This window comes from Spiroplasma sp. SV19, from assembly GCF_030060925.1.
Taxonomy (GTDB): Bacteria; Bacillota_I; Bacilli_A; order Mycoplasmatales; family Mycoplasmataceae; genus Spiroplasma.
In genome coordinates this window covers 1,388,413-1,410,483 of sequence record NZ_CP045455.1, presented here as the reverse complement: position 1 = coordinate 1,410,483, position 22,071 = coordinate 1,388,413, and the positions used below count along the sequence as shown (strand labels likewise).

The following is a 22,071-nucleotide window of genomic DNA, read 5'->3' as shown; positions in this document are numbered from 1 at the left end:
ACTACAAAAATAAATATGTCATTGTGTAATTCGTATACCAACAGATAAACAAATATTTTTTAGTATAGTTTATGTTAAATTTGAAATTTTTATTTTTATAAATAATATTATCTCTATGTCAATATTTATATTTTTTAGATTTAGCAATTTTAGCAGTTCTAACTTTAGCCACAATTCATAAAACATCATTAATCTTAATAAATAAAGTTGTTATCTTTCCATCATTTAATTCAAACATGTTATATGTTTTGTTTTGCTTGTTTCAAATGAATGATAAAACTTTATAAATGACATGGTCAACCACATAAGTTACTCCTTTAAAAAAGGTTAATAAAACAATTAAACTAAACATTAAATCTGTTAAGTAATGTGTTCTTGAGACAATTTGCATAAATCCCATCATCATAACATCTGCAATAAAAAAGCCAAATACTAATCATTTTCAACAGACAATATTTTGTTTACGTTTTTCATTCATAAAATATAGTAAAAATCCATAAACAGGCATTGATGATGAATTCATATGACCAGATGGAAATGCTTTATCACTTCAAAAGTGCGTTCCTTCTCCGCCTTTGCCTAATAAGTAATCTCAGTATTCCGATTTAAATCCTTGAATTTGTCATCAATCTAAATACTCGGCATTAACGATATTAGTTGGTTTATTAGTTCAATTGCTTGGTAAGTGGTCAATAACATATTGATAATCCACATGAACTCAATATGGCCGACCACAGAAAGTTTTTAAAACCGGATCAAAAGTAACACCAAAAAGAGCAAATACAGTAAATATTTTGAGCGCATCAATTCAATAATTACTAGTTAACAAATCAGCTCTTTTTGCAAATTTAACTCGTAAAAATCAAGCAATACCACACATTAATATAACTTCAATACTAAGTTGCATAGTCATTACTATAATGGTATTTGTTCCATCAAGACCAAATCAGTAATCTCTTCCTTTCCCACCAAAAGCAGTAAATGTTGACTGTTGATAAATCATTCTACTAATAATTAATGTAAATAAAATTATAAATAAAGCATAAACTATAATGATAATAATTCCCAAGAATTTAAATTTTGCTTTATATTTTACATTTAGACTTTCTAATAAAATTCCAAATCCAGCAAACATAAATGGCACGGTCATCGTATAAGCTAATTTATCTCAAAATAAACTTAACCAACTTACAGGACCATTATCATTTAAATCACCAATAGTCTTTGCAATTTGGCGATCTCAAATACTACCTACGATAAAAAGAGTAATAACAACAATTAATGCAACAATTTTCAATATTTTAAAAGTAAATTTATGCTTATTATTTTTATTCATAAATGCAGAACCATCAACATAAAACTCTTTATTTGTTTTTCTCTTTAAATTTAACATATTCATAATGCTATTATAGCATAGGAAAAAAGAACCAATTCATAGTTCTTAATATTTTCGCTACTTTTTACATCTTATAAATTATCATAATAAGTGTAAGTTTGTGGAACAATTAACTTAGTCGCTTTTTAATGAATGCGATAATTCCTATCTAATTTACTTAACTTTATAAATCTCTAAAGCTTTTTCAGTTGAAGCTTTATAATCAACGATTTTGTTAATTGTTGGACGGTTCTTTAAAAATTTATTACAATAACTTAAAGTTGGATCATACTTTTTTTGTTGTAACTCCGGATTAAAAATCCGAAAAAATGGTTGTGCATCAAAACCTGTTCCCGCTACTCATTGTCATGAACATTGATTTATAATTGGATCATAATCAATTAATTGTTGAGCAAAATATTGTTCTCCTTTTCGCCAATCTATTTGTAGATTTTTCACTAAAAAAGATGCACAAATCATCCTTAGACGATTATGTAATAAACCTGTTTCTTGTAATTCTTTCATTCCTGCATCAATTAAGGCAAAGCCAGTTTCTCCTTTTTGTCATTTTTGAAATCATTCTGTATTATTTGTTCAATTAATTGTTAATTTTTTATTTCAATTTTCACTAAAATGTCATTGCTGATACAATTGCGCATTATAAGTTACTTGATAGTAAAAATCTCTCCATGCTAATTGTCGAGCAAAAGCGTTATCAAAACTGCCAAATTTGGTAATACTTCAAAGATAACATTGACGAATTGATATCACTCCAAATTTTAAAGCTGTACTAATTTTTGCTGTATTGTTTTCTAAGTTAACAAAGTCTCGATTTTGTTCATATTTTTGATCTAACCGAAAAAATGCTGTCTTAACTTTTTCAAACTCTAATGGTAAATTAAAATCACTAGATCTAACATTTGTAATATCCAATAAAATAGCAATATTTTTTAATTGTTGTGGCAAAAAAGTTTTAACCTTGTAAGTAACAATAGTAATTTCACTAAAATTTAACTTTAATTTATTTCAAAACGGAGTAAAAACAGTATAATATGAATTCTGACTAGTTTTTATAGCCTCTGGTGCTACTAACGAGTAATCATTGAATTCACGATAAATAAAATGATATTCTTTAGATAACTCACGCATTTTCTTACTTCGATTAATAGCAAATGGCGTATAATCACGATTAGTATAAATCTTATTAATTTTATATCCATCGTCTAACAAAAATTTAATTGCTTGATGTTCACTTTCACTTTTAAGAAAATTAACATGAACTTTTTTATTTAACTGTTTTAAACAATGAACCATTGCTTCAAAACTACGTTGTGAAAAATAATTATTATCTTTTATTTGTTCTTTTGTAAAAACAAATAATAAATAAATCTGATTTTCTTCATTAGCTAATTGTGCAAGACCAAGATTATCTTCAATTCTAAAATCTCGATGAAAAAGAAAAATGTTCATTGATTATAACCACTTTCTAAGTTATTTTTATCATTATACTATAAATATTTTATAACTATTTTACTGATAATTTAAAAACAAAATATTTAATAAACTTTAAACAAAAAATATGGTAAATACCATATTTTTTGTGCCTTAATACACTCTTTCAGTAAGAAAATTACTTAAAAACTCATTTGTTAATTAATCTATAATTTTTTACTAGTTCCCTTAAACAAATGTTCTGATAATTTATCAATTATTTCTTGTTTCATTTTATCTGGTATCTTAATTTTAGAACCTTTTTTATCTCTTTTTTCATTTATAAAACAAGATGAATGAAAAGTTTCAATTTAATTAACATGAACATATGAATCTTTATCAATTAAATTAGCTTTAATATGTACATTTTCAATATAAACTTTTTTATTTCCTCTATTATCTTTTAATGATTGAATTGGAAGAGCATTAATAATATTATTAACTTTTGCAACAACAATATAATACCGCGCTTTAATATATTTTTCATCATAAACCATATATTCTTTGCCAGTAACTTTATTCTTTTTTTTATATACTTTTATAACAATATCTTCTTGCGGTACTTTTTGACATTCTTCCATAAAAATATCTTTATGAATTTTATTAACTAAATAAATTGTTCAAACCTTTATGTCTTTTGCCTTCATAAAATAAAAACCCACTATCTTATATTGAAATAATGCCAACAAAGATAGTGGTCGGGGAAACCCCTAAAATTCCACAAAGAATTTAATTGCTTAAATTCTTTATTAACATTATAAACAAGATTTTAATTAAATACAATAATTAAAACCTAAAACGATTAGATTTCTTTTGGTTACAAAAAGTATGAACAGCTTGAAGATTATCTATATGATTTGTACCACCCTGGGACTTAGGAATAATATGATCAATATTCCAAGCACCATAAGAATTTCGCTGACTTTTAACACTTTCATGAGCTCCATAAATCATAGGTTTTCCACATAACGGACAAATTTTATGGTCTCCAACTCTATCTTGCTGAATTGCTCCACAGTTACATTGCTTTGCTTTCACTCAAATTTTAAATTCTTTTTCACTTAAGTTCATTTTATGTCCTTTCCAAGTATTTAAAATACGAAATAAACAAGTCTATTATATATTACTTTATAACAACTTATAATGAATAATACATTAACTATATAATATTTATAGGTTAAAAAAACGAAATAACTTCTAATTGTAAAATCCAAATTACGAGTTTTATTAAACCTAGAAAATAATAATAATTTAAGAGTTATTAAATAATTTTATCCTTTTCATTTTTTCCTAATAAAAACATTAAAGCAATAATTGCTAATAATGCACAACCATAAAAATAATAGAAAACATAGGTTCAACTATTACTATAATGATAAATTTGTGAAACAACAACTTTTGACATTATTGCGTCACCAACATACCCCATTAAACCCGTAAACCCAGATGCTGTTGCCGACGCTTTCTTGTTTGTTAATTCAATGGCAGTAGCTCCTACCATTGCCTGGGGAATATAAATTCCAAACCCTGAAATAATTAAAGCAAAAGATAACATTAACATATTTTTTAATGGTGCTAATTGAAACATTACTAATCCAATAATAGTTAAAATTAAACCAATAATCATTACTGGTGCTTTACAATTTTTAAAGATTCACCGCGAAATATAAGCGGCTAATAAACCCCCTACCATTCCCGCTCATTCAAATGCTGATCATAAGATTTTACTATCTTTTAATTTTATTGTATGCACATCATTAACAATTTGTAGTGCTCATGATGAAATTCCTTGCCGTAAAACATAAATTCAAATATTAACAAAAGCTAAAATTCAAACAAATTTATTTTTTAAAACATATTTTACAAAAATTTCTTTTCAATTAAGTTCTTGTTTTTCTTTTGAATGTTCTGGTAACCCTTTTCATTTTTCAATTGTTGGTAACCCTTCGCTTGTTGGGCGATCACGTAACCCCCAAATAACTAAGGGGCTAAAAAATAACGCAATGCAACTGGGAATTCAGTAATATAATCCAAAGATTTGATGTGATGGATCTAAAACTTCAATTAAGGGAATTACGATTAAGGGTAATAAACTACCCCCTAAACCATGTCCAATATTTCAAATTCCAATCCGAGCACTACGTTCTTTATCATCATATCAATGCGAAAACATTCGCGCTGTTGCTGGTCAGCCCATTCCTTGCGTTAATCCTAATACTGAGGTTAAACAAATCATTAACACTAATGGGGCAATACTAATTTGTCCATGCCAAATGTGAACAACCCCCCCCTAATGCCAAATTAATAAGCGCACTAGTTATTAGTCCAAAAGACATTACAACTCGCCCTGAACTACGATCAGCAAAATTACCAATAATAAATTTTGAGCAACCATAAATAATGGCAAAAAACATCCCAATTAAGGCAAAATTAGTTTTACTTAATAAATCTACTTGCATTAAAGCATTTCCTGTTAAATCAAAACTTTTCCGGGTAAAATAATACATAATATAAGCAAAGGACGACACAAATAAGATTTGGTTCCTTTTAATAATAAATTGTTTTTTCACTTGTTTTAAATCACTTGAAAATATTTCTTTATCTCTTGGTGGTCTAAACATTTTGATGTTCTCAACTTTCTAATTTGGATATTATAAATTAGTTTTTTAAAATAATCTTTTGTTTCGCATTTGTTCAGACATTATAGGCAGATAATATCTAAACAAATGTCACTATTTTATTAATTATCATATATACTATAAATATGAATATTATTACAATAATTAAAATTATTACTAAATTAGTACTCAAATCCATTAATACATAATCAATATTCTTCTCTAATTATTTTATTTTTAATTGTTATTTGTAATTCTAACATTGATGCTTATCTTATTTTTACACAATGTTAAATTCACTTTGTTAATTATGTAAAAATATAAAATAGATTACATAAATTTATTTCCTTTATTTTTGTTACATCTAATATGAACTGCTCTAAGATTATCAATATTATTTTTTCCTTTTCTTGAGCGAGGAATTATATGATCAATATTTCATGCACATTTAGAATTTCTTTGCAATTCTACGCTTTCGTGTGCACCATAAATCATTAGTTTATTTATTTTTTTACATATACCACATATTTTATGATCTTTGGCCTCATCTTGAGGTTGTGCTCCACAATGACAATCAGTAGCATTGTTCCAAACTTTTATTTCTTTATCACTTAATTTCATTTCTGAATTTCCTTTCATATATAAAATTATTACCTTTAAACATCTAATTTTATAAATTAAATAAATTTCTTTCTTAAATTATATTTTATTGCAAATTCATAAGTAAATTACATATAAATTTTTACTACATTTTTCCTAAATGAAAAACAATATCCTTTAGACATTAAAAATACAACATATAAATTTTTAAATTTAAATTAAAAATTTAACTTTTATTAATTATTAAAAGAAAATGATTTAATATACGACATAATTAAATTATTTTTTTCGTCAATTGATTCATTTTTTTCATATTGATTTCCTAATAATAATACATATAGTGCAATATTTTTCATAATATTTGTTTTAAACTCTTCTATTTTTTCATTAGACCATTTTTTAATTGTAATAAAATCAAGAAATTGTTGACTATCAAAACAAATGAATACTTCAATAACTTTTTTAACTTCATCTTTTCTTATATCACACATTAATTCAGCTTCACTAATTATTTGTATTAATAAATTAAGATCTTTCTCAATGGTTTTGTTTTCAATTTGGGAATCATATTCATTAATGATTTCAAAATATGATTCACATTTTAAGGGACTATTATCTTTAAAAATATAAAATTCTATATTATGTTTACCTACATTCAAAATGCTAGGTTCAATAACATACAAAATTCTACCATTCATAAAGTTTGGGTTATAATGAAAAAATTCTTTTCCATTAATAAAAAAAAGATATCCTTTGTTTTATATTCACATTTTTATATGCATTTGTTTCTAAATAAATTTGAATTTTTTCATTTTTATAAAAAATTTTCCCTCTTTTTGTTGTAACATTAATTTCCTGAATTTCATCTAAAAAATTTTTATCACTCTCATTTTTAAAAGAAAAACCATTTTTGGGTTTTACAATATAATTTGTTTTAGAGTTTTTTTTGGAAATAAATTTGTTATAAACTTCTTGAATTTCTAAAGAAATTTTTTTTAAGTCTTCACCAGATATTGAACTTGACACAACTTTTTTAGCAATAATATCATTCCATTCTTGAAGTTCTTTTATATTAACTAAATTATCAATTATATTATCTATTAATTTTTGCAATTTCATTTTGCTTCATCTTAGCTCTATCTGTTGTAAAATAATTATATTTTTCATCTCCTAAATTATCTAAATTAACTTCAACAAGTAATCGATATTTTAGAAAATTTAAACCTCTATTTTTCAGTTTTGTAAAACTTTCAGTTGCAATTGTCTGACCATTAACAACATATATTATGGGATCTAAATGTGTATTAAAAGTCTTAAATATATCTTTACACTCTGTTTCATTACTTCATTTTAACTCATCTTTAGGAAGAATAATATAATAATTAATATTATGTTCCTTATTATTTAAATTAATTAAAAATGTACCCGACATTTTTTTATAATCAGAAGTTAATAATTTCCAAAATGTGCCCGATGAATATCTATTTTGGACATGCTTATTTTCTAAAAATTGATCACGATTTTCAATTATTTTTATAGGCACTGGCGTTTTATAAAACTCAGTATTTATATAATCATGTAACGAACCAGGCTTAGAAGCATCATTTTGAATAAGATTATAACTAATTTCTGTTTCAATCATTTTAATTAATGTGCCACTTTCTGCTTCAACAAACTTATTTAAATAAGAATGCTCCTTATTTATAAAATCATTTTCTAATTCATAAATATGTTCTGATGTTTTATTACATAAGTATCCATAAGTATAAGTTTTTAAATTTGGTAGCTTAAATTCTCTAACAACTGTAAAATAAAATTTATTTTCTTTTTTTGAAATTATAATTGTTGCTTTTGAAATAGCTAACGACGTTGAACCTCCCTGTCCGAATGCCCCAATTAAATATTTTTTACTAGAACTTATTTTATTCCCAGCATTTAAAGATAATATTGTTTTTTCAAAATCTACGCCAGAAATACCAATTCCTTTGTCTATTATGTCAAATGTTGGTCTCTTAAAGATACTGCTATCATTAATAGCTAATATAATATCTTCTATACCATGCATATTATTTTTATTTAATTTCCCAGATAAAACTTTTTCTCTACTTTCATGTAATTTTGGATAACAATGTTCTATAACTTTTTCGGTTGAATTTATTTTTTCTTCTAATTTAAATTTAATAACATTTTTTTCGATAACAGCATCTACAGCATTAGTTAATCTCTCAATTATTCCTTTTTCTGGAGATGAAACCATATTTATAATACTGTAATTACTACTATTATTTCCAACAAAATTTCAATTCTCTAAAAATTCTTCTTCAGAAATGTTTTCTTTAAAAATAATCTTCATTTCATTTTTAAAAAAGAGTCTAATTCATTAACATTTTTAATTTCTATTAATTTACTTAATTTAATTTTTTTCCATCTTTAACCTCGTACAAAATATTTTTTAAACATTAATAAAAACATTAACATACTTTTTACTAAATATATAATCTAACTTTTTGAATACTTTCTTTACAAAATCATATTATATATTTTTATATAAACCAATTACTTTTAATTCCTCATTTGTTAAAGTTTTTCATGTTTTTAAATTTTGCTTAAGTTTTTAGCTTTACCTAATAAATTAAATCTTACATCAATTGTTTAACAAATAAATCTAAGAGACTTATTAATTCTTTTCTATAACAGTTTTTAAATTTATGATAAAACAATTAATCAATATAATTTCACACATTTGACTTAAAACACAGAGCAAAAAAATTCTTGATGCAAAGGCTAATTTCTCAAAAATAGCTGTTACTAAATTTTTTAGCAATTTTTCAATTAACTCTTCACTATTTTTAAAATAATTATGTTTTGTTGTATTACTTATCAATAAAAAATAAAAGCATTAATTTTTCTTTTTAAATAAATTTACAATATTATTTCATAATTTTCTTCATTAGCATAGTTTTTATATTTTAAATATAACATTTTTAAATAAAATTTTACAAAAAAAAAAAAAAAAAAAAATTATATTAATATGTTTATAATTTTTCATTAAAAAAAAGATAATTTTTCAATAATAATAGAAGTTTTTGATAATATATTAAATAACTTCTTAAGGTAAAAATTTAAATTAGAATTAAAATAATATTTATTAACTATAGAATTTAATATGTTATCATTAATTCCCCTCATTGTAGTACCTATTGACTGAATACTTTTAATTTTATAAAAGAAATCCGATAGTAAAAAAGCATATAAAGTATATTTTCTATTTTCATTTGCTGTAATTCCACACATTCCATTTGAAATTATAAAATCCTCATTATAATGTTCTCTATAAATAAATTTTCTTTCTCCATTTAATTTTGAAATATACAAAACATTATTTTTAAAATTTAATTTAGCTCTAGAAGGTAGAGTATTATAATAAACTTTATTTTTAATCTTGTTATCAAAATCACCAATATTAGATGTTTGAACATATACTCCATTTTCATTCTTTTTTCACATTGCTTAATATAGTTAATTTTTTTCTCCTTTATTATTAATTACTAAAAATCCTAATTTAGAAATTATATTAATAATATTTTTATTTATATTTTCAAAATTATTTTTTAAAATATCAAAAGGCTCTATAATGTCAATTATAGATTTTTGAACATCTAAATTAGGTACTTTTATTTTAATTTCACTTAAGTTTTTTGAGAAATATTGAATCTAGTATAACCTGTACAAATTTTTTTTTACATGTTTTCTAAAACATGGACTTCTAAAAAATATCCTGCATATTTAGGCAGTAAAATTTTATGATTAAATCTATATCTCTTTGAAAAACCATTAAAAATAGCCATTTTATTTGATAAATAAATTGTACTCATAGCTATTTCTTCTGGTGTTTCTGATGATGCTGTAAATATTGCATCTCCGTATTTCAAATTATAATTATATTTTTCTTTTTCTGATGCGTTATATAAACTTAATTTTGTATCATCATCAATAAAAAAATTTTTAAAAATATCCATGTAATTTACAAAATTAATACCTTGATTATATTTACTTTTATCTAAAGATGAAATACCCCCTTTAAATTCACCTAATTCTTTTAATTTTATAATAGCCATTATAAAAACACCTATATTTTTAATTTATAGGTGTTGTTCAAGTTCTTTACTAATTTTAGTTTTGTTAAAATGAATATATCTTGCCGTTGTTTCAATTTTTGAATGTCCCATAATCAAACTTACAATTTTTATATTTGCGCCGCTTTCAATTAAGTTAGTACAAAATGATCTTCTAAAAGAGTGCGGTGTAACTCATTCATCCCAATATTCTTTTATTTTTTTATAAATATATTTTTTGAAAGATTTATATAATTATAAAAATTTATATCATTAATTTTTTTAGTTATTGGTATTTCTCGATATTTTGCCCCTTTGCCAAATATTATTAATGTATTTGTAATTTCATTTATTTTTAAATTTGTAAATTCTGCTATTCTAATACCAGTAAAAAAAAAATTTTAAATAGATTTTTATCAAATAAATTTTTAATTAATTTTATTTTTTTATTAAAGTGTTCCTTTGAAATAACTTTAAAAATCTATTTGAATCCTTGGGAATTTTAATTTTTGAATTTTTAAAAATAATTTATTTTTATTAAACTTTAGGAAATTAATAATAACTATTTTCTTAAAGTTTAATGTAGCAGGACTATATTTCATTTTAAATTTGCTAAAATATTGTAATATTTGTTCAACATTATTAAGATCGTTGCTAATATAATTAAAAAAATCTTTTAATGCTGATTTATATGCATATATTGTATTTTTAGAATAATTATTAACTCTTAAATAATTTAAATACTTTTCCATAAAAACCTCCCAAAATAAGTATATAATTTATAAAAAGGAGAGAGTTATAATGGCTATTATAAAAACACTTTCAGAAATAGTAATTTCAAGAAAAGGAGAAATTGACCACAAAAAAAATTTTAGTAAACATTATTTACAGGGATATTATCCAATAGTTTCTGCTGGCAAAAATATTAAGGGATACTATAAATTTAAAAATCGAGAAAAAGAAATTTTATGTATTTCTTCATCAGGAATTAACGCAGGTTTTATTTCTATTCCAAAAACAGATTTTTTTGCAGCAGATTGTTTTACATTAGAAGTTAAAAATAAACATGAAATTTTGCAAAAATATTTAAATTACAAAATCTTAAGTATTAAAAAAAATATTATTTCTGTAAGAGAAGGTAGTGCGCAACCACATGTGTATTTTAAAAATATAGCTGATATTAAAATAGAAGTTCCAAATATTGATGAGCAAAAATCTATAATTGACATTATAGAAAAATTTGGTGATGAAAAATTTAAAAAATACTCAAATCTTATACGAATAGATTCTAAAAAAACTGTAAAAAGATATTAGTAATATAATTGACATTATAGAACCCTTTGAAATAATTTTAAAAAACATTCTAATTTTTTTAAAAAAATACAACATACAATTAGTATTTTACCTAGTTCAACAAAAGTTTTTCAATTAAATTCAATTTTAATAAAAGAAAAAAATATTAAAAAAAACATTTCTCAGGTGTCAGCTAAAGTTTTAGAAAAAAATAGTCCACTAATATATAATTATGAAGGAAAAAATACTTATAAAACAAATAGTTTTTATGTAACAGAAAATATATTTTTATTTTCTTCAATTAGAACTTATCAAAAAAATTTGGTTTAACACCATATGAAGCAGATATTAATGGAACATTATATGCGTATAGAATCATAAAAAATAAATTATCTTTATTTTATAATTTATTTAATGAAGATTTTTGAAATAAATGTAATATGTTATCAAAAGGAACTAAAATGCCTGTTTTATCTGAAAAGGATTTACTTAATATAGAATTGAAAAAACTAAAATTTGAATATGAAAATATTGATAATGTTTTTATATTATTAAACAAATTAATTATTACTATAAATAAAATCAAAGATAAATTAATTAAAATATTAATTTAAAACATATTTTGCAATTAATAAAAAATAAGTTACTTTGTCAAATCAAAAGTAATGCTTATCATTATTTAAATCTTATGTTTTTTTACTCTGTTAATTAACAAAATTAAAACCAATGCTATTTTCTCATTATCATATTTATTTAAGTTCCTGTGTTTTGGGAAAAATTGTAGCAATAATCTATTTGTTAATATTATCTAAAACAAACAGATTTAAACAATGTCTATTAACAATATAATGAAATGGTATTTCAAATATATTAATTAAATGATCATTCAGAAAAATGTTTTTAACAACTAAACATATTTTTAATAGTTTCGTGGAATCTTTAAAGTGATTCCTCTTAGGACAATAAAATATCTTATTCAAAAAGGCATTATTCTTCTTTTTCAAAGTTTAATGCTTTTTCAATTGCGTTTGGTAATTCTAATTTTAATTCATCAAATTCTTTTAACAATGATGTTAATTCAGTAAATAGTTCTTTTATTTCTTCTTTAGTTTGTTTAATATCTATTTTTTCTTCAACAATTTCGATATACCTTCCGGGAACTAATGAATAATCATTGTCCTCAATTTCTTTTCAACTAATTGTTTTAGCAATTCCAGGTATATTAACATCTCCAATTTGATTATCATTATATATTTTTGTAACTTTTGCTATGTCATCTTCACTTAATTCACGTAATGTTTTATTAACCATTACTCCTAATGATTCACAATTTATCATTAAAACATTATTATTTTTCTTATTTTTATTTAAGATTCAAATACAAGCAGATATTCCAGTTGTATAAAATAATTTGTCTGGCAAAGCAATAATGCCTTCAATTAGATTGTCTTTTAAAAAATTTTTTCTAATTTCTATTTCATTTTTTTGAGAAGAAGATAATGATCCATTCGCTAAAATAACCGCTGCTTTACCTGTTTTATTTAATTTTTCCATAATATGTGAAAGTCAAGCATAATTAGCATTTCCTTTGGGGGGAATCCCTCATTGTCAACGTTTATCATCTAACAAATTTTCTTGATTTCATTTTTTAATATTAAAAGGTGGATTTGCTAACACATAATCAAAAGTTGCGCTTTTGTTTTTAAATAAATCATCAGAAAAAGTATCAGCTGATTTATGCCCTAAATTAATTTCTAATTCATTAAAACCATGAATCAATAAATTAATTTTTGCTAATTGTCATGTTTTTGTTTGTGATTCTTGTCCAAAAATAACTAACCCATCAACATCTTTGTTATCTTTTTCTAATTTTTTTCGTGCTTGAACAAACATTCCACCCGTTCCACAACAAGGATCATACAAAGTTCCTTGTGTCGGGTTTAAAATATTAACCATTAACTCAACAACAGATTTAGGAGTATAAAATTCTCCTCCTTTTTGACCTTGTTTCTTAAAAAAATGCCCTAAAAAATATTCATAAGTTCTTCCAATAATATCTTCTCCAAATTCATTTAAATCTACATTTGAAAAAATTGAAACAACTTTCCCTAATTTAATTTGGTCTAATTCAGGACGATTATAGTTTTTATTAAAAAGCCCTTTTAATGATGGATTAATATTTTCAATCTCAAGCAGAGCATTATCAATTACTTCTCCAATTGTTGGTTGTGAAGCATATTGTTCTATATAAGTTCAATTAGCTTTTTCAGGAATAATAAAAGAAACATTATGTTTTGTAATTAAAAAATCTTTGTCCTTAATTAATTCCTGAAAATTATCAGGAAAATCTATTTCAATTTTTTTAAGTGCAATATTAAACTTATCGGACATATGTTTTAAAAACATAATTCCAATAATTATATGCATATATTCTTCTGATGACTGGTTCCCTCGCAGTTCATCGCATGCTGCTCATAACTTATTTTCTAATTCTACATTCATATTTTTGTGCATTATTTCATTCTCCTATTCAAACTCAAAATCATTTTCTACTAGTTCTTCAATTTGTCTTGTTAATTGACTTCGTAAACTATTTTCATTATCAGAATAACTTTCTTTAGGAAACTTATGTTTTATTAAAATTAACTTAATTTCTGTTTTAACCTTACTTTTTTCTGCTGGTCTAATTCTTCATAAATCAGTTATAATGTTTTTTACTTTATCATAAATTTCATGTGTTATGGTTAATAATTCTTTGTTAGTAATATCCTTTTTTGTATATATTTCTTGTGAAATCAGCTCATAAAAGGAATATTCAGCTTCCGATAAATTTAATTTAGAAGCAGCAGAATCGTTAACTACTTCAGCAGCAATATCAGTTAATATTTCTTTAAATTCTTTTAAAGAAATATGCCCTTCTTTTAACTGATTAATTAATTGGTCAATCTTTTCAGACAATTTTTTGGCTCTAATGAGACTATGTTTTTTTAATTCATCTACTACTTTATATGCTGTAATTTTAATTAATTCAGCATTATACTCAAGATTAGTAGTCTTTGTTTTTAATATAGAGAGGTGATTTATTAAATCATTTAATGATACTGGTTTATAATCTTTTTCCTCAAAATTACCTTTGCATATGATTGCATTATTAATTCTTGTTGAAATTTTTCTAACATCCGTTTCAACATCTATTTTTCCTAACTCAAAGTTGATAATTTCTTTTCTAAGAACAATTAAAATTACAGTTGCATTTATTTCAATTTCATTTAGAATTCCAAGTGAAACTGATAACATTTTTGTCAATCCTTTACTATCATCAATAAGTGATTTAACTAAGTTATTTTTAATTAAATGGTTATGTAATTCCTCAATAAGCATATAATTTTTGATTTCATTGTCCTGCTTTGCGCACATTTTTTCCTTAAATTCACTAAAATATTTATTCAATATTTCATCGATTGTTGTAAGTAATTGCTCTTTGACCTCATCACTTGTTTTTCCTGTAATAGATACCTCATCACCATGATTATTATAGAAATCTAGAGCTTTATTTAAATTTTTTCAAAGTCCAATATAATCAACAATTAACCCTGATGATTTAACTTTATTGGTTTTTGCATCATTATAAACTCGATTAACCCTCGCTACAGCTTGCATTAAATTATGCATCTTTAGTCATTTATCAATATAAATAACATCTAAACATGGAACATCAAAGCCAGTTAACCACATGTCAACCACTATTGCAATTTTAAAATCTGATTCTGGATCTTTAAATTCTTTGGCAAAAACCTTTTTGTCTTCATCTCTTCCAATTAACTCTAAAACTTCCTTCGCATCAGCTTGTTTATTTGCTGTCATTATTACTTTTATGTGTTTTTCTAATTCTGGTGCTTGCTTAATTATTTCCTTATAGTATTTTATGGCACATTTTCGATTAAACACAATAAACATTGCTTTACCTTTTAGAATATTAATTCGTGATTTATAATGCTTAATAAAATCACTACTAATTGCTTCTATTCTTCCATCATTTTCAATTAATTTTTCAAAAGTATTTAATTTTAATCCTAATGTTTTAACTGCTTCTTCATAGATGAATGTATCACTCTTATATTTTTGCTTAATAAGTTCATATTCATTATCAATTTTTTCAAACTCTTCAATATCTCGATGCAACTCTTTTTTCCGTGGTTCATAAAAAATATCAACTATTGTTCCATCTTTAATAGCATCTGACATTAAATATTTTGAAATATATTCCCCAAAAATATCTTTCGTACTCCTATCCTCTTGTTCAATCGGTGTTCCGGTAAAACCAACAAATACAGCATTCGTGAAAGCTTTTCGTAGTCTTTGAGCATTTCCTTCTTTTATCTTTAATTGCAATTTATTTATCTCAAAATTAAGATCTAAATTATGTGAGCGATGAGCTTCATCAGCAATAATTAATATATCATCTCTTGTTGATAAAACCCCAATTTCATCAGTAAATTTTTGGATTGTAGATAAGTAAATCCCATTTTGCCTCTTGTTGTTTAGTTTTTCTTTAAGTTCCTTAATACTTTCAATGCGTTCAGGTTCTTGACCTAAATATTTTTTAGAATTAATAAATGTATCAGCTAATTGAAAATCTAAATCCTTTCGATCTGTTATTACAAGAATTGTTGCTTTTGGATTTAAATCAATATATTTTTTTGTTAAAAATACCATTGAAAATGACTTACCAGAACCTTGAGTATGTCAAAATATTCCACCTTTATTATCCTTGTTTTGAGATATTCTATTAATTGCACTATTCACACCTTGATATTGGTGATGTCCTGCTATAATTTTATGATTTAAATTATTTTTGTTATCAATAGTAAAGAACAAAAAATTTTTAATAATATCTAATATTATTTCCTTAGATAATAATCCATTAATAAAATTATCTAATAAATTTTCATGCTTACTTTTGTCAAACCAGTTAAAAAATCGATCATAAGAAGATGTAATTGTTCCATATTTATTACTAAATTTATCACTAATAAAATTAAAACAATTAAAAACAAACAAGTCTTTTAAATATATTTGATAATTTTGCAGTTGATCATATGCTAACTCAATTGTTTTTCTCGAAAAATTGTCAGGATTTTTTAATTCACCAATAATAATTGGTAAGCCATTAAGAAATATTACTATATCAACAATTTGAGTTCTAGAAGTCGGATGAGTAGATAACATTTTAAACTGATTTGTAACAATAAACTTATTATTTTTGAAATCATCAAAATCAACAATTTTACAAGTTATTATCATCTTTTTTTCATTATCAAATACTTTGATTCCATTGATTATTTTGTCCATTCCAGCTTCATTAGCAATAATTAAATCAGAAGAAGAAGTTGCTTTAATTTGTTTAATAGCATCATGAATACTTTTTTGACTTATTCTGGGGTTTAATCTTTTAATACTTTCTTCAATTAAATCAAGTAATAAAATGTTTTCTATAGTTCCTCTTTTCTCTAAAATTTTATCCATTTCAAGATATTCATAACCATTATCAATAAGTTTATTTATAAAAATTGCTTCAAATTCTTTTTCCAGCATCACCAGATCCTACTTTCCTTTGTTCTTTAATTTAATTATTGTTAGTAATAACTTTTTGCTTTCCTACATTTTAAGATTTTAATTAAATAATAAAATTAGCTCAAAACTTCTGTTAATATCCCTTTTAAGTTTGTATGCAATAAAATAAATAAGTTTTCAATTAATATTTCAAAATTTATTACATAAATTTTTTATTTTTAAAACTAACAAGTTTAGTTCTAATACATTTTCAAATATTAATTGACCTAATTAATTTATTATTAATATAATTTAAATAATTAAAATTATGTTAATTACTTTTAACTTTAGTATTTACTCTAAAAATCATGATTTAGATGATATATTAATTATTTAAAATAAAAATTATTAATTTTATAAAAGTTTTAACAGCTTTTTCTAATTATAAGTTTACTTTATTAAAAATTAATTTTCAACAAAAATAAGAATTATTAATATTTTAATTAAAAAGTCATCTAACATAGTAATATATAAGTAATACTACTTTCATCTTCTTTCTAAACATAAAATATCTAAAAAAAGTAAAAATGAGAATATCACACCATAGATATTCTCATTTTTTAGAAAATGATATTTAATTTTGAAATAAATTAACTCTAAAATTATTTGTACTATTTTTAATAAATTTTATTAAAAAGGCCAGCAACTTTTTAAATAATCCGCTACTGTTGAAAAATAATGTTCAGTTGCTCTAAATGCTTCACTCGCAAAGTGTTTAATACTATCTCAATTCTGATAAGCATAATAGCCGCCATAAATTACAGCAGCAATTGCCAATGAAATGCCTAATGTTTCAATTGCTGTTCCTAATGACCCGGCAAGAAGACCACCTTCAATAGTAACTGATGTTGAACCTGCTGTGATTCATTCAATTTCAGCAAGTCCTGACCCAGTAAGGTTTTCTAATGATAAAAAGGTATCAGGAATTAACTGATCAATTCGTTGGGCAATATTTTTAGCATATATTAATAAGTTCTTGGTTGTCATTCCTAAGGATGATATTTCATTATAAAAATTACTTCATTGAAATGTTCTTAGGAGATTAAAAAATGTCCCTAATTGCCCCATTGCCGCATTATACAATGCATAAGTTTCATTTAATAAACCAGGATCAGTTAAAATATTTTTTATCCCTACTACATAATCTCACAACCCAATTGTTGTATTAGTTGTACTAGCTGCCCTTACCGCAACTCCAGCACTACTACTTGCAATGCCGATTGAGCCTAAAAGACTTAATAATGTTCCCATAATTTTTTCCTTCTTTCTTAAATAATGTCTTCAATATATAGTTTTAATCATGCTCATGTGGTAAATAAAATACCAACCATCGCAAAAGCAGCTGGAACTGCCCATGATGTTGCTGTGATTGTACCTTCAGCTATTAAAATTGTCGTATTATAAATTAAACTATATGAAAGACTTGTTGCAAAAAAAGTAATATCTTTTACTCATCAAAGACTATCTCATAAATTTTTGTTTGAAATATCATTGTCAATAAGAAACGTATTCACTGCATAATAAATTGTATATAATGCTGCTCCCAAAGATGTTGCTGCAATAGCTCACGGAATACTAATCCCAAATCATCACGATGTTGCTCAAAAACCAGCAGCAGCAATCTCAGAAATAGTAGCAGCCGTATAAATTCCAGTATTAATAATTTTAATTTTGCTGATTGCATTTAACGTATTGGTAATTGTTTTTTCTTTGTCTAAAACTTTCTCAGGTGCTTTTAAAACAACATAAGAATGTAATTTTAATGTTTGTTTTTTATGAGTAACTTGAAAGTTTTGCTTAAAATCTTTAATATTTGTTTTTAAATAATTTGTTATTTGATTTAAATTAAAATTCTTGGTTTTAAAATTATTTATATATTCTAATGATTTTTGCCGTGCTTTATTAACTAATTCTGACATAATAGGTGGATTATTAGCATTTTTTGAAAAGTTAACTTGATATAATGCTTCAAATGAATCAACACTAAAATAATTTTCAACTTGCTTTCAATCCACCACTTCTTGACCGACATTATCTTTCTGTTGTGCTACTGGTGCAGTTGTTTTATTGACAGCGATAGATAAAACTCCACTAGTCAATAAAACAACTGTACTGAGCACACATAAAAGTTTTTTCATAACAGTTACTTTTTTCTTTTTTTAAATTGGTATTATTTTTAATTATGAATTAAAAAGGTCATCACCCTTTTAAATAATCCGTTGCTGTTGAAAGATAATGTTCGGTTATTTTTAGTGTTTCATTCGCAAAATGTTTAATACTATCTCAATTTTGATAAGCATAATAACCGCCATAAATTACAGCAGCAATTGCCAATGAAATACCTAATGTTTGAAGAGCAGTTCCTAATGACCCCGCAAGAAGACCACCTTCAACAGTAGTCGATGTTGATAATGCTTCAGCAGCAGTTGCAAGAGCTGCATCATTTGATAAAATAACAGCTGTTGAACTAGCTGCTTCTTCTAATGCAATCATTGCTTCAGCAATAATATCAGTCGTGATCTTTTCCCCAGTATAAATTGCTTTCTCAATGGTTAAAATTCATGTTGAATTAGCATTCAGAATTCCGGATACTTCTTTACTAACAAGATCAATCATCGATGAGGCACTAGCATTAATAATATACGTTCCCGCCGGAATAGTTGCTGCACTAGCAGCAGTACTAGCACCACTACTGATAATTCCGATTGAACCTAAAAGACTTAATAATGTTCCCATAATTTTTTCCTTCTTTCTGTTATTAAATTGTTATTATAAATTTTTGGTAGTTTAGATAAGATTTCGTAAAACCTTTACCTAATTTAGTTATAACTTTATTTTAGTAAAAAAACAATAATTTTTTAAAAAATTATTGTTTTTTTACTGCTAAATATATAATCATACTACAAATACTTTTTACAAAAACTTTAAATATAATATAAATTTTATATAATCTGGGAAAATAATATTTTTTATATTGTAAATTACAAATACATATGATTTTTATAATTTATTTAATTATAAAAATTAACTTTCAATAATCTTCAATACATATTCTTCTATTTTCTTAATAAAATCTTTCACTGAATTAATTCAATCATCAATTTTATTTTTATTAATAATTTCATTTTGAAAATTCTCATCTATTGTTGCATCATGAATTGCTTTTGTTCTAGGAATTGATAAAAATCTTTCATAAAAATCTATACCCGCAATAGTTGTAACAGACACAAATGATTTTATAGGTATTTGAGTATCTACTGATAAATCATTAACTTTAATTTGATCTAATATTTTGTCACCAAATTCTAATTTAAATATTTTTATTAATTTTTTTGTATTTTGTCTAAAATTAAATTCAGGAACATCAATATTTTCTATTAAATTTTTTGGAGAAAAATATCATTTAAATTATCTATACAATCCTTTATTTTATTTAAATTAAACTCTTCATTGTGTTTTCCTACATTCTGAACTAAATTAGAAATCTCACCTTTATTTGAACTAAAATAAAATGACTTTTCAAGCTCATTAAAATCAAAAATATATTTAGGAGAAGCTTGTAATTTTTCCAAAATCTTAGAATTCTTAAATTGAATCAACTCTTTAATAAACTTTTCAAAAAATGTAAAAATCATGCTAATTAAGACTATAAAATAAACTTCATTCTTCTCTAAAGATTTACATATTTTTGTTAAAGAATTTAAATTTATATGAAAATTTTCAGATGGTGTTTTCATAAATTATTTACCCATAATCTTTTCCAAAAGATTATCCATAACACTAAAACGTTTTCTAATTGCCTCAATATTGTTTGTATGTATCTTTAATGATTCACGAAATTCTTCTGTAGAGAAAGCACGTTTAAAATCCTCTAAAATTTTGTTTTTATTTCTTTTAATTTTATCAATAGAATATTTAGAAAGAACACACATTTGTATATCCATAACCGATCTATTAATTGTATTATTAAATTTTTTTTCAATTGGATCAAAAAATTTAAATATATTTGTTGAAAAAACAGAATAAACTTTATTAAAAGATTCATTAAAAATTACATTTAAATTATTAATTGTTCCTTCATCTATGTTTTCATTCTCTCTCATATAATTTGTCAATTCAGTAGTTAACCCTTTATAATTATCAAATGAATTATTTTTCATATATAAATTATACATTGCAAAAATCTTAAAACTATTTCAATATCAACATTCTTTTAATCATATTATCTGTAAAAATATTATATTTTCGTAATTGAATTGCTATATTTTTAATAAAATATTGAAACTACCATTATAAAGACAATTTCTTAACTCTTGTTCATTTAAACTAATTGAACCTTTATTTAACCTAGAAAAATATCATATTTCATACCCGGATCTGTCTCTTTCTTTATTATTAAGACTTGTAGTACTATATTTTTAAAAATAACTGTACATCTGAATTTAATAATGAAAACTTCTTGTTTTTAAATTCCTCTAAAACTGATAGTTTTTTTAGCAAAAAATCATCATTGAAAAACTTCATAATTGTGGTTAAACGTTGTTGCCCATCAATAACTTCTCACTTATTATCTCTATTTTCCGAAATAAAAATTGTAGGAATTGGAACACCCATAAGTAAAGATTCAATAAATAAAGAAGCATTTGCCTGACTTCATACATAATTTCTTTGAAAATCTGGTTGCAAAATAATTTCTTCATCATCAATCATTCTTTTTAAATCAATTAATGATTTATCTTGTCTTTCCTTGTAAATATTTTTCCTTTTTATACCTCCATATATATCTAAATCACTAGAATCATCAAATATTTCCTCTTCCTTATCATTAGAAAAATTAGTTTCCTCAATAATTTTTTTATTTAGTATTTTTAAAATTTCCATATTTAAACTCCTTCACATAATAATTAAAATAGTTAACTACTTTTATATTTCATTAATTTTTATTTTAATAAATTTTTTAAAATAT

General features: G+C 23.8%; 25 protein-coding genes. 1 reads left to right on the top strand and 24 read right to left on the bottom strand.

The genetic code is table 4. The features are described from left to right. Position 1: 1 nt before the first annotated feature. The 15 genes from E7Y35_RS06840 to E7Y35_RS07155 form a co-directional block, all read right to left on the bottom strand. Positions 2 to 1,393, bottom strand: coding sequence for a phosphatase PAP2 family protein (locus tag E7Y35_RS06840; protein ID WP_283272239.1), 1,392 nt, complete (start codon positions 1,391 to 1,393; stop codon positions 2 to 4). Between the two features lie 156 nt (positions 1,394 to 1,549). After that, positions 1,550 to 2,845, bottom strand: coding sequence for a cryptochrome/photolyase family protein (locus E7Y35_RS06835; RefSeq protein ID WP_283272238.1), 1,296 nt, complete (start codon positions 2,843 to 2,845; stop codon positions 1,550 to 1,552). 332 nt (positions 2,846 to 3,177) lie between these two features. Continuing rightward, positions 3,178 to 3,513 carry a hypothetical protein gene (locus E7Y35_RS06830; protein ID WP_283272237.1) on the bottom strand — a complete coding sequence of 112 codons (336 nt, stop codon included), beginning with the start codon at positions 3,511 to 3,513 and terminating at the stop codon, positions 3,178 to 3,180. 139 nt (positions 3,514 to 3,652) lie between these two features. After that, complete coding sequence (locus tag E7Y35_RS06825) at positions 3,653 to 3,937, bottom strand: HNH endonuclease (protein WP_283272236.1); 285 nt, start codon at positions 3,935 to 3,937, stop codon at positions 3,653 to 3,655. 190 nt (positions 3,938 to 4,127) lie between these two features. Then, entirely contained in the window at positions 4,128 to 5,102 is a 975-nt protein-coding gene (locus E7Y35_RS06820) for an MFS transporter (protein WP_283272235.1), read from the bottom strand. A gap of 19 nt (positions 5,103 to 5,121) precedes the next feature. Beyond that, positions 5,122 to 5,487 (bottom strand): MFS transporter, encoded by a 366-nt coding sequence (locus E7Y35_RS06815; protein WP_283272234.1) that lies wholly within the window; start codon positions 5,485 to 5,487, stop codon positions 5,122 to 5,124. A 327-nt stretch (positions 5,488 to 5,814) separates the two neighbouring features. Continuing rightward, entirely contained in the window at positions 5,815 to 6,105 is a 291-nt protein-coding gene (locus E7Y35_RS06810) for an HNH endonuclease (RefSeq protein WP_283272233.1), read from the bottom strand. A 215-nt stretch (positions 6,106 to 6,320) separates the two neighbouring features. Then, positions 6,321 to 6,782, bottom strand: coding sequence for a hypothetical protein (locus E7Y35_RS06805; RefSeq protein ID WP_283272232.1), 462 nt, complete (start codon positions 6,780 to 6,782; stop codon positions 6,321 to 6,323). 34 nt (positions 6,783 to 6,816) lie between these two features. After that, a complete protein-coding gene (locus E7Y35_RS06800) occupies positions 6,817 to 7,251 on the bottom strand; it encodes a hypothetical protein (protein ID WP_283272231.1) in 435 nt (144 codons plus the stop codon). After that, on the bottom strand, positions 7,178 to 8,437 hold the full coding sequence (locus tag E7Y35_RS06795; RefSeq protein WP_283272230.1) for a hypothetical protein: 1,260 nt from the start codon (positions 8,435 to 8,437) through the stop codon (positions 7,178 to 7,180). Before E7Y35_RS06795 ends, E7Y35_RS06800 begins: the two co-directional genes overlap by 74 nt. 695 nt (positions 8,438 to 9,132) lie before the next feature. Then, on the bottom strand, positions 9,133 to 9,591 hold the full coding sequence (locus E7Y35_RS06790) for a hypothetical protein (RefSeq protein ID WP_283272229.1): 459 nt from the start codon (positions 9,589 to 9,591) through the stop codon (positions 9,133 to 9,135). A gap of 12 nt (positions 9,592 to 9,603) precedes the next feature. Further along, positions 9,604 to 9,777, bottom strand: a complete 174-nt coding sequence (locus E7Y35_RS07165) for a hypothetical protein (protein ID WP_502957527.1) — start codon at positions 9,775 to 9,777, stop codon at positions 9,604 to 9,606. 47 nt (positions 9,778 to 9,824) lie between these two features. Next, the gene (locus E7Y35_RS06785; protein ID WP_283272228.1) at positions 9,825 to 10,202 is read right to left on the bottom strand and encodes a restriction endonuclease subunit S domain-containing protein; all 378 of its coding nucleotides are present in this window, start codon (positions 10,200 to 10,202) and stop codon (positions 9,825 to 9,827) included. Between the two features lie 24 nt (positions 10,203 to 10,226). Then, positions 10,227 to 10,418 carry a tyrosine-type recombinase/integrase gene (locus E7Y35_RS07160; RefSeq protein ID WP_502957526.1) on the bottom strand — a complete coding sequence of 64 codons (192 nt, stop codon included), beginning with the start codon at positions 10,416 to 10,418 and terminating at the stop codon, positions 10,227 to 10,229. A 254-nt stretch (positions 10,419 to 10,672) separates the two neighbouring features. Beyond that, positions 10,673 to 10,951: a site-specific integrase gene (locus E7Y35_RS07155; RefSeq protein WP_502957506.1), complete on the bottom strand. Its 279-nt coding sequence runs from the start codon at positions 10,949 to 10,951 to the stop codon at positions 10,673 to 10,675. Positions 10,952 to 11,000: 49 nt separating this feature from the next. On the opposite strand from E7Y35_RS07155, the gene E7Y35_RS06780 reads away from it, so the two are divergent. Continuing rightward, positions 11,001 to 11,513, top strand: coding sequence for a restriction endonuclease subunit S (locus E7Y35_RS06780; protein WP_283272227.1), 513 nt, complete (start codon positions 11,001 to 11,003; stop codon positions 11,511 to 11,513). A 966-nt stretch (positions 11,514 to 12,479) separates the two neighbouring features. On the opposite strand, the gene E7Y35_RS06775 is transcribed toward E7Y35_RS06780, so the two are convergent. The 9 genes from E7Y35_RS06775 to E7Y35_RS06735 all read right to left on the bottom strand — a co-directional run bounded on the left by E7Y35_RS06775 (position 12,480) and on the right by E7Y35_RS06735 (position 21,986). After that, a complete protein-coding gene (locus tag E7Y35_RS06775) occupies positions 12,480 to 14,006 on the bottom strand; it encodes a type I restriction-modification system subunit M (RefSeq protein ID WP_283272226.1) in 1,527 nt (508 codons plus the stop codon). A 12-nt stretch (positions 14,007 to 14,018) separates the two neighbouring features. Continuing rightward, positions 14,019 to 17,087 (bottom strand): type I restriction endonuclease subunit R, encoded by a 3,069-nt coding sequence (locus tag E7Y35_RS06770; RefSeq protein WP_283272225.1) that lies wholly within the window; start codon positions 17,085 to 17,087, stop codon positions 14,019 to 14,021. Positions 17,088 to 17,735: 648 nt separating this feature from the next. Further along, positions 17,736 to 18,356 carry a hypothetical protein gene (locus E7Y35_RS06765; RefSeq protein WP_283272224.1) on the bottom strand — a complete coding sequence of 207 codons (621 nt, stop codon included), beginning with the start codon at positions 18,354 to 18,356 and terminating at the stop codon, positions 17,736 to 17,738. A 17-nt stretch (positions 18,357 to 18,373) separates the two neighbouring features. Beyond that, on the bottom strand, positions 18,374 to 19,243 hold the full coding sequence (locus E7Y35_RS06760; protein ID WP_283272223.1) for a hypothetical protein: 870 nt from the start codon (positions 19,241 to 19,243) through the stop codon (positions 18,374 to 18,376). Between the two features lie 49 nt (positions 19,244 to 19,292). Next, on the bottom strand, positions 19,293 to 19,841 hold the full coding sequence (locus E7Y35_RS06755; protein WP_283272222.1) for a hypothetical protein: 549 nt from the start codon (positions 19,839 to 19,841) through the stop codon (positions 19,293 to 19,295). 288 nt (positions 19,842 to 20,129) lie between these two features. Further along, complete coding sequence (locus E7Y35_RS06750; RefSeq protein WP_283272221.1) at positions 20,130 to 20,333, bottom strand: hypothetical protein; 204 nt, start codon at positions 20,331 to 20,333, stop codon at positions 20,130 to 20,132. Between the two features lie 149 nt (positions 20,334 to 20,482). Beyond that, positions 20,483 to 20,842, bottom strand: coding sequence for a hypothetical protein (locus E7Y35_RS06745; RefSeq protein WP_283272220.1), 360 nt, complete (start codon positions 20,840 to 20,842; stop codon positions 20,483 to 20,485). A gap of 3 nt (positions 20,843 to 20,845) precedes the next feature. After that, positions 20,846 to 21,265: a hypothetical protein gene (locus tag E7Y35_RS06740; protein WP_283272219.1), complete on the bottom strand. Its 420-nt coding sequence runs from the start codon at positions 21,263 to 21,265 to the stop codon at positions 20,846 to 20,848. A 250-nt stretch (positions 21,266 to 21,515) separates the two neighbouring features. Then, positions 21,516 to 21,986 carry a DUF262 domain-containing protein gene (locus E7Y35_RS06735; RefSeq protein WP_283272218.1) on the bottom strand — a complete coding sequence of 157 codons (471 nt, stop codon included), beginning with the start codon at positions 21,984 to 21,986 and terminating at the stop codon, positions 21,516 to 21,518. Between the last annotated feature and the right edge of the window lie 85 nt (positions 21,987 to 22,071).